Origin of the sequence: Acidovorax lacteus (genome assembly GCF_039540375.1) — a bacterium.
In the GTDB taxonomy this organism is placed as follows: Bacteria; Pseudomonadota; Gammaproteobacteria; order Burkholderiales; family Burkholderiaceae_C; genus Acidovorax_G; species Acidovorax_G lacteus.
Genome location: NZ_BAABEX010000012.1, coordinates 1 through 9,326, shown reverse-complemented (window position 1 = coordinate 9,326; position 9,326 = coordinate 1). Strand labels below are relative to the sequence as shown.

At 62.9% G+C, this 9,326-nt stretch carries 17 protein-coding genes and 1 pseudogene; 14 read left to right on the top strand and 4 right to left on the bottom strand.

Annotation, left to right across the window (positions count from 1 at the left end; translation table 11 throughout):
- The 3 genes and pseudogenes from ABD866_RS09405 to ABD866_RS09395 all read left to right on the top strand — a co-directional run.
- Positions 1-466, top strand: a pseudogene (locus tag ABD866_RS09405) (hypothetical protein); the annotation flags it as partial.
- The gene (locus ABD866_RS09400) at positions 463-1,248 is read left to right on the top strand and encodes a hypothetical protein (protein ID WP_345063761.1); all 786 of its coding nucleotides are present in this window, start codon (positions 463-465) and stop codon (positions 1,246-1,248) included. The pseudogene ABD866_RS09405 and the gene ABD866_RS09400, both read left to right, overlap by 4 nt.
- Positions 1,245-2,075, top strand: a complete 831-nt coding sequence (locus ABD866_RS09395) for a DUF3037 domain-containing protein (protein WP_345063758.1) — start codon at positions 1,245-1,247, stop codon at positions 2,073-2,075. Before ABD866_RS09400 ends, ABD866_RS09395 begins: the two co-directional genes overlap by 4 nt.
- Positions 2,076-2,162: 87 nt before the next feature.
- Here ABD866_RS09395 and ABD866_RS09390 read toward each other — a convergent pair whose 3' ends face one another.
- Together ABD866_RS09390 and ABD866_RS09385 are read right to left on the bottom strand one after the other, a co-directional pair.
- A complete protein-coding gene (locus ABD866_RS09390) occupies positions 2,163-2,786 on the bottom strand; it encodes a hypothetical protein (protein WP_345063755.1) in 624 nt (207 codons plus the stop codon).
- Positions 2,786-3,040 carry a hypothetical protein gene (locus ABD866_RS09385; RefSeq protein WP_345063752.1) on the bottom strand — a complete coding sequence of 85 codons (255 nt, stop codon included), beginning with the start codon at positions 3,038-3,040 and terminating at the stop codon, positions 2,786-2,788. The genes ABD866_RS09390 and ABD866_RS09385 overlap by 1 nt, the downstream gene beginning before the upstream one ends.
- A 374-nt stretch (positions 3,041-3,414) precedes the next feature.
- On the opposite strand from ABD866_RS09385, the gene ABD866_RS09380 reads away from it, so the two are divergent.
- A complete protein-coding gene (locus tag ABD866_RS09380; RefSeq protein WP_345063750.1) occupies positions 3,415-3,561 on the top strand; it encodes a hypothetical protein in 147 nt (48 codons plus the stop codon).
- Between the two features lie 335 nt (positions 3,562-3,896).
- Here ABD866_RS09380 and ABD866_RS09375 read toward each other — a convergent pair whose 3' ends face one another.
- On the bottom strand, positions 3,897-4,259 hold the full coding sequence (locus ABD866_RS09375) for a hypothetical protein (RefSeq protein ID WP_345063748.1): 363 nt from the start codon (positions 4,257-4,259) through the stop codon (positions 3,897-3,899).
- 50 nt (positions 4,260-4,309) lie between these two features.
- On the opposite strand from ABD866_RS09375, the gene ABD866_RS09370 reads away from it, so the two are divergent.
- The 8 genes from ABD866_RS09370 to ABD866_RS09335 are packed head-to-tail and all read left to right on the top strand — an operon-like array spanning position 4,310 to position 7,250.
- The gene (locus tag ABD866_RS09370) at positions 4,310-4,441 is read left to right on the top strand and encodes a hypothetical protein (protein ID WP_345063746.1); all 132 of its coding nucleotides are present in this window, start codon (positions 4,310-4,312) and stop codon (positions 4,439-4,441) included.
- On the top strand, positions 4,438-4,605 hold the full coding sequence (locus tag ABD866_RS09365; protein WP_345063744.1) for a hypothetical protein: 168 nt from the start codon (positions 4,438-4,440) through the stop codon (positions 4,603-4,605). Before ABD866_RS09370 ends, ABD866_RS09365 begins: the two co-directional genes overlap by 4 nt.
- Positions 4,606-4,629: 24 nt before the next feature.
- Positions 4,630-5,010, top strand: coding sequence for a hypothetical protein (locus tag ABD866_RS09360; protein ID WP_345063742.1), 381 nt, complete (start codon positions 4,630-4,632; stop codon positions 5,008-5,010).
- The gene (locus ABD866_RS09355; protein WP_345063739.1) at positions 5,007-5,198 is read left to right on the top strand and encodes a hypothetical protein; all 192 of its coding nucleotides are present in this window, start codon (positions 5,007-5,009) and stop codon (positions 5,196-5,198) included. Before ABD866_RS09360 ends, ABD866_RS09355 begins: the two co-directional genes overlap by 4 nt.
- Complete coding sequence (locus ABD866_RS09350) at positions 5,195-5,665, top strand: hypothetical protein (RefSeq protein WP_345063736.1); 471 nt, start codon at positions 5,195-5,197, stop codon at positions 5,663-5,665. The genes ABD866_RS09355 and ABD866_RS09350 overlap by 4 nt, the downstream gene beginning before the upstream one ends.
- Positions 5,662-6,303 carry a hypothetical protein gene (locus tag ABD866_RS09345; RefSeq protein ID WP_345063733.1) on the top strand — a complete coding sequence of 214 codons (642 nt, stop codon included), beginning with the start codon at positions 5,662-5,664 and terminating at the stop codon, positions 6,301-6,303. Before ABD866_RS09350 ends, ABD866_RS09345 begins: the two co-directional genes overlap by 4 nt.
- A complete protein-coding gene (locus tag ABD866_RS09340; RefSeq protein ID WP_345063730.1) occupies positions 6,300-6,719 on the top strand; it encodes a hypothetical protein in 420 nt (139 codons plus the stop codon). The genes ABD866_RS09345 and ABD866_RS09340 overlap by 4 nt, the downstream gene beginning before the upstream one ends.
- A gap of 21 nt (positions 6,720-6,740) precedes the next feature.
- Positions 6,741-7,250, top strand: coding sequence for a hypothetical protein (locus ABD866_RS09335; protein WP_345063728.1), 510 nt, complete (start codon positions 6,741-6,743; stop codon positions 7,248-7,250).
- A 30-nt stretch (positions 7,251-7,280) separates the two neighbouring features.
- On the opposite strand, the gene ABD866_RS09330 is transcribed toward ABD866_RS09335, so the two are convergent.
- A complete protein-coding gene (locus ABD866_RS09330) occupies positions 7,281-7,871 on the bottom strand; it encodes a hypothetical protein (RefSeq protein WP_345063726.1) in 591 nt (196 codons plus the stop codon).
- A 75-nt stretch (positions 7,872-7,946) separates the two neighbouring features.
- Here ABD866_RS09330 and ABD866_RS09325 point away from each other — a divergent pair, with 75 nt between their 5' ends.
- Positions 7,947-8,183: a hypothetical protein gene (locus tag ABD866_RS09325; RefSeq protein ID WP_345063724.1), complete on the top strand. Its 237-nt coding sequence runs from the start codon at positions 7,947-7,949 to the stop codon at positions 8,181-8,183.
- On the top strand, positions 8,180-9,205 hold the full coding sequence (locus ABD866_RS09320; RefSeq protein WP_345063722.1) for a tyrosine-type recombinase/integrase: 1,026 nt from the start codon (positions 8,180-8,182) through the stop codon (positions 9,203-9,205). Before ABD866_RS09325 ends, ABD866_RS09320 begins: the two co-directional genes overlap by 4 nt.
- Positions 9,206-9,326 lie beyond the last annotated feature (121 nt).

The window sequence follows — 9,326 nt, the reverse complement described above, 5'->3', positions numbered from 1 at the left end:
AACAGCTGCTGCTTCGGCCTGTTCCATGTCCCCTTCTCAGTTCGCAAACCTACGTGATGGCGCGAAGGACTCCAAAACCGGCAAGCCACGCGGCATGCGGAAAGAAACAGCCAGAAGGATCGAGAAGGCGGCGGGCAAGGAGTCCGGATGGCTCGACATCGATCACTCAGCAGAGATTGGCGCCAGCACACCCCAGCACTTATCCGCCGCGAATCCAAGCCTCATCCAAGCCTTGGAAGTGGTAGCTACAGCGCTCTCCAAAGTACCGCCCGAAAAGCGGCATGCCCTGGTTGCAGTGCTCTCCACCTATGCGGCAAACCCCCAAGGGGAGACCGGGTCGCTGGCCTACCTGCATGGAGAACTCAGCCGCGCACCGGCCTTGCCGCCCATCGTGCAAAAAGCGCTCGAGCCCGGCCTGGGCGTGGAGTCCGCCGCGATCTTTGACCCAGTGAGACAGCAAACTTGACGCTCTCCGCAAGCTCCCTCTTTCTCCCGGGCATCTACCCACTCATCACCAGCCGAGACCCCCTCCAGACGCTCACCGGCAAAGACAACCTGGGCATGGGCTACACAGAGCATGGCGAGCAGTACATGCTCAAGCCCGGTGGCATGCTGGGGGTGGCCGAGTTCGTGGGCGCCAGAATCAGCGAAGCCTGCGGCATCCCGGCGTGCCAGCCCACCATCGTCACCATCCAGGGCATCAATGGCCCGGAGCATGTCTTTGGCTCACGCATCGAATCGGGCGTGCACAAGTTCGACCAGAGCAACCCCAGGCAATGGCAGAGCATCATGAACCTCTGCCACAACCGCCGCGCCTTCTCGGCCATGCTGGCCATCGACCTCACGCTGGGCAACGATGACCGGCACTGGAGGAACTGGCTGGTGCAACCCACCACCAACCACCATGGCGTTCAGGGCTTTGGCCTGCGCGCGCTGGACTTTTCACGCGCATGGCCGCGGCGGCACCCCGCGCTACACCCGCTGCGGCACGAAGCCCCAGCCACTTGGAACGCCACCCGAAACTGGGAGTTGCTGGGGGTTACGTTTGACTGGATCGCCTTTTACAGCGCGTGTGCAACAATATCGGCACTCCCAGCCACATGGCTCAGCCGCAGCGTTCTCACCCCACTGACCGGGGTTTTTTTGACGTCATCGCAAGCAGATGTCCTGTGCCAGTGGTGGGCAAGTTCTCTGCAAACGCAGGTCATAGAAGCGATCTACTCGCTTGAAAACGGAGTAAGGCCATGAACACGACATACCACTACGTCGTCTTGCGCCTGGCGCCCGACCCCATGCGTGGCGAAGTCATCAACGTGGGCATGGTGCTGTTTCACGAAGGCGAGCCGCCCCGCATCGTCATCATGGCCACGCTCAACAAGTTGCGCGCCATTGATGCGAGCTGGGACACCCCGCGCCTTGCCCAGTGGGCCCAGAACATCCAGACCATCCTGGACCACCGGCCCGGCGTGCGCGCCCAGGTGGATGCGCTGGGCATGTTCGGCTTTTGCGAACCCGATGCCGTGGGCTCCTTCATGGCAGCCACCCAGCAAGAGCTGCAGGAGCGCATCGGCGCCATCAAGGCAAAGTACGTAGCCAACAAAGCCACCGAAGACAAGCCCAAGCGCGAGAAGCGCACCCGGCTGCAGACGGCGCTGCGCGAACAGTTCAAGAAGATGCAGGTGCTGGGCACTGAAGCCGGCGACCTGAAGAACCACCTGGTGGTGCCCAATGTGCCGGTGCCTGGGCACGACGAGCTGAAAAGCGACTTTGTGTACAAGAACGGCGTGTACCGCATCACGCAGACGCTGGACTACAACGTGGCCCCCGACAGCATGCACAACAAGCTGCTGGAGGCGTGCATGAAGAGCACAGCAGGCGACCTTGCCATGGCGGCCTACGGCAAGGACACCCAGCGTTTTGCCGTGGTGGACATACCGGAGGCGCTGGCCGATGCGGCCGATTCACACATCGACCTGCTGATTGCGCGCGGGTTCGAGATCTTCCGCTTCGACGACAAGGCCAGCATGGCCGAGTACATCGAAAGAGCAGCCCCAAACACCCATCAGGCCACTTGAGTGCTGGGCCTTGCTGCACCTATGTTTGTGCGGCCCTTTGCACAAGCGGATCTCAAGCGCGCAGGCTAGGCACTGCGCGAAAACGCTCTACACCAAAGGCCTGAAGTAGCCCTTGATACAGCTGGCCACGTCTCGGACAGCAATCTGCACGTGGCTCTTCTTTTGAAAGCCCGCCGCTCCCGGGAAGAGTTCGCCCCCTTCCCAAAATGCGCCACGTACCGAATGGTAGGGAGGAAACTGCCCAAATGAACTCTTTTCGCGATTGAGCAGCTCGCGGATCCGGTGCAGCGCATCAATGACAGCGCCATCCAGAAAGCGCTGCCCCCGGTCTTGGCCTTTGTTCACGGGCATCGGCTTGCCCTCAGTGCGGAATCGTAGCTCCAGCAGCTCGTAGGCAAACTCGAGCTCGTCCAGCGCCGTTCGCTCCTGCATGTCCAAGCAGAATCGAAGGTCCAGCACCGCTCCAATCACGAAAGGCTCAGCAATGTAGCCTTTGCTGAGTTTCGGTTTTTTATGGGCCTCTTGGGCAAACTCCAGCGCCCGTTGAGGGTCGTTTTCCCAGAAGTAAACGCCCTGGCCAAGCCAGTCGTAGTCGTTGGTGCTGAGCCTGAGGTGCTCGGAATTGCTGGCGAGGATCTTCTCCCCCACCTCGCGGTCGCACCCATGAAACCCGAGCACCAAGCCCGAGCGTTGCCTGTAGTCGGCAGCCATCAACCGCCGTAGCGCTTAGTCAGGCGGCCGGTTCTGGTCAGGATGCCTGCGGATCGCCAAAAGGCGGCCTCCTTTGCAGGGTTGGCATCAAACTCAGCCACCATTTTGGCTACAGCCGCCCGCCCAGCCTTGCTCGCCAGGGAATAGGACGGCGTTGTGTCGTACTGCAGAACCTGCACCGCGCGCGGCTTCTTCGCCACAGCGGGTTTCTTGGCAGGCTTCACTGCGCGGCCGCGCTCCACCACATCATTCATAACTGCAACTCCCGCGCCAGAGCCATCGGCAGCCGACCACCAGCCACACCCAGGCTCTACTCCACAGCGCATCAACGACATCCGGGCAATCTCGCATGAGCAAAGGCAGCTTCGGCCCCGCCCATGAACGCACCCCGGAACACTCGGGCTTCTATTGTGAGGTCTGGCGCTCATTTTTGAGCAATTTGGTGGGGGCTAGTTTCAGCTTTTGTGCCTTGGATGCACTTTTCTGCACTCGTGCATACGTGTGCACAGCAGGCCGCGAACAGGCCAGTGCTTCAGATCTAAGTAGATTGTTCGCGTTTCGCTATTGACTATCTTTTTGCGTTTCGCTAAATTCCTCCTAACGCCACCCCGGCGCCTTGGAGGAAGCAATGCACAGCACCCACATCTACCGCGCAGCCATCGCAGACCTGCGCGGCCTGCTGGCCAAGATTGGCCGGCGTGAATTCCGCGCCTATGGCTACGCCGCGCTGCTGCGCGAGTACCGCGGCATCGTGCGCAACGGGGCGGCAGCATGAGCAGCTCGCCCAGCACCCCACAAGCCCTGGGCTTTGCCCTGCTGCGCCGGGCGCGCGCTGGCGTGGCCATGGCTGGCGTGATGAACGACGAGGCCAAGCTCTGCTTCTGGCAGGGCGTGGGCGACGCCGCAGTAGCGCTGATCGACGGCGTGGCAGAACGCTTGGCCGTCAAGGACTCGCAGCTATCGCAACAGGAGCAAACAGGCCTTCTGGCTGCCGCAGCCGCTTTGCCCGAACGCCTGAAAGACCTTTCCATGGCCGACGTGCACAAGATCTTGGCCGCCCACCGCGTTCAGCTTGCCGCGCACGCCTCGGCCAGCCCGGGCCGCGCCGATTCAGCCCATGGTGTCTTCCATGAAAGCCGATTCGGCCCCACAAACGCGGCAGCGGAACACCACCCGGTTCACCCCCAGGTCTCCAAAGATCGCGTCGGGCTTTGCACCTGCGCGCACCAGGTCAACGCTGCCGCAGCCGTTACAGCGCAGCCCCTTGGGGTTGTCGCGCGCAAAGCGGTCAAGCCGCTGCTGGCTGTCTTGCGCCTGCGCCTTCGCCTGCTGCAGCTGCGCGCGCAAATCGCTGTTCTCACGCTCCAGCGCCCCGACCCGCTCTCGCAAAAGGGCCAGGTGCTCGCGCAGCACCGCAGCAGAGCCGCGCTCGTTGATGAGCGCCTCCATCTGTTTGAGCAGCGCCTCAAGCATTTCGTTCTCCATCGGGGGTCGGCCCCCCATCGTAGCGAAGGAGCCGCAGCATGATCCCCTGCCTCATCACAGTCGATGGCGTGGCCTACCACGGCCTGTACGCCAGCACCTGCGCCGCCGTGGCCGCCGCGCTGGACATCTACCCCGGCGCCCGCCGCATCAGCGTGAGGGCCGCCCGATGAGCGCCCCCATCCAACTGCAGGGCCCCTACCACCGCCGGCGCACGGCCGCGCAGCGCATCGCTCGCGCACTGGCGCAAGCCTCGGGCTGGCTGCTGCTGGCCACCGGCCTGCTGGTGGGCCTGCCCTTCACCGCGGGCGCCATCAGCGCGCTGCTGCTGGGCTGACGCAAGGCGACACAGGGGCACACCATGCAAGCCACCGGCACCCTCTTCCTCGGCCGCACCCGGCCCCGGGTTGACCGGGACGCTGCAGGCACCTTCCGCCTGGGCCTGCTGCTCATCGACAACCAGGGCAGCGGGCACAGCGAGAGCTACCGCGCGCACTGGCTGGGCGACGAGGCCGAAGCCTTCTGGGCTGCGCACGCCAGCCAGCTCACCCCGGGCCAGCCCGTGCAGGCCGAGCTTACGCGCCTGCGCGTGCGCACCGGCTCCACCTACCCGCCCATGCCCGAGCTGCACGCCCGCATCGTGCGCCTGCGCCTGCTGCCACGCCACAACAGCGGCAACGCAAGCGCAAACAAGCACGAGCAGCTATCAAAAACAGAGCAACACGAAGCCACCGCACCATGATCGTGAGCAAAGAAACCATCGAGCGCGAAGCCCGCGCCGCCGCCCAGGCCGGCCAGAGCCTGAACGACGCCTGCCCCTACCCGTTTGCCAGCGAGGCGGGCATGCACTTCAAGGCCGTGTACCTGCTGGCGCTGCCCAAGGCGGCGTTTGAGGCGGGCGGGGTGGTGGCGCAAGGGGGTGCGGCATGAAGATGGCAAAGCCAACGGCCAGCGATATTGAAGCTGGATTTGACCTGCTGGGCGTACTGACAGCCATCGACAGCCGATGGGGAGGCCCGTGGGCCACCACCGGCCCCTCCGACCTCAATGCCCTCGATTGCGACTTCGACGCCGACAAGCCGGAGCACCTGCAGGCACTCTACAACCACCTGGCGAAGCTGCTGCGCCGTGCGCCAGGCTTCCCAGGACGCGTGCTGGGCGGCATGTGCGCCGTCATCTGCTACGAGCGCAACATGTTCCTCGATCCGGCGCTGGACTACTTGCAGCTGCATCCCGATCTCATTGCAGGACTGCAGTTGCTTGAGGCAAAGCGCGCCGACTTCATCAGCAGCCTTGAGCGCCAGGCGCGCGCCGTCGTGGCCGAGACGGTCGAGAGCGCTGCAGCCCGGCACTTGGCCGAAATGTGCGCCGCCGCAGAGCAGGGAGCCGCCGCATGACCCCCTGGATGACCACCATCACCGGCCGCGACCACTACCTCACCAGCCCGGCCGCCCTGCTCTACCGCAACGCCCCCAGCATTGGCGAGGTGGCCCACGCCCTGGCCCTCATCAACCGCTTCACCGGCCACACCAAGCGGCCCTACAGCGTGGCAGAGCACAGCCTGCTCGTGTGCGACATCGTGCGCGCCCAGGGCCTGACCGCCAGCGCGCAGCTGGCCGCCCTGCTGCACGACGCGCACGAAGCCCTGGTGGGCGACGTGGGCACCATGCACAAGCAGGCCCTGGGCATGGCCTGGGTCGAGTTCGAGAACCTGCACGCCCACCTGGTGCGCGAGGCCTTCGGCATCCGCACCGCCAGCCAGGCATACCGCGCCGCCATCAAGGCTGCAGACCTGCGCGCACTGGCTACCGAGCGGCGCGACCTCACCGGCTACCAGCCCGGCAGCAGCCGCACGTGGCCCGTGCTGGATTCGCCAGACGCCGAAGTGCAGCCCCTGCAGTCCATCGACCTGATGGCCGAGCCGCGCTGCGCCATGACTTGGCTGCACCACCGCGACGCCTTCGTGCGCCGATACGAACAGCTCACCGCCACCCAGCCCGCGCTGGACGAGCCCACCACCGAGGCCCTGGCATGACCACGAACAAGACCACCGCCACCTTCTGGGCGCAAGAGCGGCGCGACGAGCTGCTGCGCAAGCACTACGCCACCATGGCCACGCGCGAGCTGGCCTCCACACTGGGCTGCACCGTAGAGCAGGCGCGCCGCCGCGCCTACAAACTGGGCCTGCAAAAGCGGCCCGACGCACTGAGCCACGCCCGCTCTGCCGAGCAGCGCCGCGCCCGCGCCGCACAAGAAGCCCGCGCCCGCCAGGCCGTGGCCAACCCCGGACCGCGCACCCACAACAACGCCAGCGCCCGCGGCGACTACGACGGCGCAGAACTGCAACCCACCGCAGGCGCCACGCCCGCGCGGCTGCGCGCCTTTAGCCTGCCCAGCCGGGTGGGCAACAAGCTGTACTACCCGGGCGGCCGTGTTGAACACCTCTCCTGAGCCAACCAGCAAAGGATCCACATGAACAGAGCACAACGCCGAGAGGCTGCCCGCGCAGCCCGCCGAAGCGGCCGCAACAGCCCGCAGCGCAACTGCGATCGCAACATCACCCACAACCGCGTAGCCCAGGCACTGTTGCGCGTTCGCATCATGGGTGATGTGCAGCGGCTGCGCCTTGAAGCAAGCCTGCACGCATTCACCGGCAACAACGCAGCGCACCTGGCCGACCGCATGGGCCGGCTGCTCTACACCGTGGCCCATGCCGCAGCCCTGCATGGACTGCACGAGATGCCAGAGGCCAGCGTCTTGCGCGGCACCGCCAACGCGCTGGCCGATATCGCCAACACCCCAGCCGAGCTCGAGCGCCAGCGCGGCGCCATCCTCGCCGGGCTTTCAGCCATCGACCGCCTCCTGCCCGAGTTGCACGAATTAAGTCTGGCAAGGGGCGCCCTGGAGCTTGACCAAATCCTGAGCGCAAGGGACTTCACCACGGGCGACGTTGCAAGGGCATTGAAAAGCAAGACTACTTAATCTCCGCCCATCTATAACGAACGCTGATTCTTACTGATTTGCAGAACTCCATATTACCTCCTCTTCGCGCTTAGCCTTGATGCCAAAATCATTCAGCTGATTTTTACTAGATTCGAATAACAAGTCTATTGCTTCTATCAGTGAATCATCACTCATTGATCCCCCACACACTCGATCCACAAGCTCTGCTAGCCGATAAATATTTTCGCGCGAGGCTCTCCACACGGCTAACTGTCTTAATGACAACGGTGGCAGCCTTACCTCATCGTACATTGACGCCAAGTTCACACAAAGATTTCGGGCCGGCTTAAACACTATTTGCGGCTTCCCTCCAGCAGCCACAGCCATTCTGCGCAACTGCTCAATCAAACTGCATTGCATTAATAGACACTGCCTAGCGCGAATAAAACCCTCCTTATCTGCTCGCCACTTTTGCCAGTAAGGGATTGCACCCGCAACAAACACTGCCAGCAACGAGCCGAAAACCTGAGCCCAACTCGCCCACTCAGCTTTAGTCATGCAAGTGAACCATGAATCAATCCAAAAAAGGCAAATTTCTGATGACGAGCCGACAGAACTCAGTCCTTTGGAGATCTCTTGTCCAACCTGATTGACATCCATTGATTTTCCTCTTTATCCGCAGATCGAATTGCACCAACCATCAAAATAACCCCCCCTTCTACACAGGAGGCAATAATGAACACCTCTATTGTTCTTGACGATACTGAAATTCAGGCCCTCACCGGCTACAAAAGAGCCAAGGAACAGTTACCCGAGCTACATCGTCAGGGCTTCTACCGAGCTAGGCAATCCCGGTCCACCGGCGCTGTGATACTGGAGCGTGCGCACTATGATGCCGTCTGCTCGGCCAGGATTACCGCCAACGAGCAACGAACAAAAGAACCGACGGTGCGCCGACTGAGGGCCGCATGAAGAAGCGCTCAGATCTGCCCAAGCGCGTATTCATCAAGAACGGGGCCTTCTGGCACGTTCGAGCCGAGGGCACAAAGCGGAAATGGACGCGGCTGTGCGCCGCCCGGGACGGCTTGCCCGCGATGTATCGCGCACTGGCAGATCTGGAGTCACAGGATCTGCTGGACGACTCGATGCCCAAGCTGATCGGGGATTGGCTTCGTGACGTGGGCAGCACACACAGCAAGAAAACCCAGGCCAATGACGCCTACCAGACCCGCGTGATCGGGGAAGGATTTGCCGAGTTCAGGGCCTCGCAAGTGCGCGCGCCGCATGTCGTGGAGTTCCTCAAGGACTTTCGAGACAAGCCGCGCACCCACAACGCATACCGATCAATGCTGCGCGAGCTGATGCGCTATGCCGAAGAACGCGGGTTCCGTGAGCCAGGCACAAATCCTGTGGACAGCCTTCGCACCATGACCACCAAGGCGAGGCGCCGCTACATCACCGACTCTGAGCTGCGCCGAATCAAGGTGGGGATCTGCTATGGAAAGGACGGCAAGCGCACACCGTCAGGGCCCATGATCTGCTGCCTGGTGGAAATGGCCTACCTGACAGGCCAGCGCGCGAGCGATCTGCTGTCGATGGAGTGGTCTGAGATCGGCAAGGACGGGATCCGGTTCCAGCCAGGCAAGACACTCGCATCCACGGGCGTAGAAGTGCTGATCGGCTGGACACCTCGTCTTGAGCGGCTGGTGGCAAGGCTCAAGGCATTCAAGCACAGCAATGTGCGCTACGTGTTCTGCAAACAAGACGGCCAGCGGTACACCTATTCTGGCGCGGTGACGGCCTGGAAGCGTGGACTCAAGCGCGCCGGTATCCCAGACACCCAGTTTCGCGACCTTCGGGCCAAGGCGCTAACGGATGTGGATGCGAAGCGCGGGATCATGGACGCCCAGCGTATGGGAGCCCACTCGACCCAGGCCCAAACGGCCGAGTATGTGCGCCACAAAACGGCCATCAAAACCAAGGCAACGAAGTGAGGCGTTAGACAGCGGCGCTACAGTTAGACAAAAGGCCTGCAGGGGAAATCCTCTGCAGGCCTTGTCATTTATGGTCGGAGCGGCGGGATTCGAACTCGCGACCCTCTGCTCCCAAAGCAGA

Bases quoted from the DNA above. Each gene is read 5' to 3' on its own strand.
- ABD866_RS09395 (WP_345063758.1), top strand. From the start codon at position 1,245: ATGAACACGACATACCACTACGTCGTCTTGCGCCTGGCGCCCGACCCC.
- ABD866_RS09390 (WP_345063755.1), bottom strand. From the start codon at position 2,786: ATGGCTGCCGACTACAGGCAACGCTCGGGCTTGGTGCTCGGGTTTCAT.
- ABD866_RS09385 (WP_345063752.1), bottom strand. From the start codon at position 3,040: ATGAATGATGTGGTGGAGCGCGGCCGCGCAGTGAAGCCTGCCAAGAAA.
- ABD866_RS09380 (WP_345063750.1), top strand. From the start codon at position 3,415: ATGCACAGCACCCACATCTACCGCGCAGCCATCGCAGACCTGCGCGGC.
- ABD866_RS09375 (WP_345063748.1), bottom strand. From the start codon at position 4,259: ATGCTTGAGGCGCTGCTCAAACAGATGGAGGCGCTCATCAACGAGCGC.
- ABD866_RS09370 (WP_345063746.1), top strand. From the start codon at position 4,310: ATGATCCCCTGCCTCATCACAGTCGATGGCGTGGCCTACCACGGCCTG.
- ABD866_RS09365 (WP_345063744.1), top strand. From the start codon at position 4,438: ATGAGCGCCCCCATCCAACTGCAGGGCCCCTACCACCGCCGGCGCACG.
- ABD866_RS09360 (WP_345063742.1), top strand. From the start codon at position 4,630: ATGCAAGCCACCGGCACCCTCTTCCTCGGCCGCACCCGGCCCCGGGTT.
- ABD866_RS09355 (WP_345063739.1), top strand. From the start codon at position 5,007: ATGATCGTGAGCAAAGAAACCATCGAGCGCGAAGCCCGCGCCGCCGCC.
- ABD866_RS09350 (WP_345063736.1), top strand. From the start codon at position 5,195: ATGAAGATGGCAAAGCCAACGGCCAGCGATATTGAAGCTGGATTTGAC.
- ABD866_RS09345 (WP_345063733.1), top strand. From the start codon at position 5,662: ATGACCCCCTGGATGACCACCATCACCGGCCGCGACCACTACCTCACC.
- ABD866_RS09340 (WP_345063730.1), top strand. From the start codon at position 6,300: ATGACCACGAACAAGACCACCGCCACCTTCTGGGCGCAAGAGCGGCGC.
- ABD866_RS09335 (WP_345063728.1), top strand. From the start codon at position 6,741: ATGAACAGAGCACAACGCCGAGAGGCTGCCCGCGCAGCCCGCCGAAGC.
- ABD866_RS09330 (WP_345063726.1), bottom strand. From the start codon at position 7,871: ATGGATGTCAATCAGGTTGGACAAGAGATCTCCAAAGGACTGAGTTCT.
- ABD866_RS09325 (WP_345063724.1), top strand. From the start codon at position 7,947: ATGAACACCTCTATTGTTCTTGACGATACTGAAATTCAGGCCCTCACC.
- ABD866_RS09320 (WP_345063722.1), top strand. From the start codon at position 8,180: ATGAAGAAGCGCTCAGATCTGCCCAAGCGCGTATTCATCAAGAACGGG.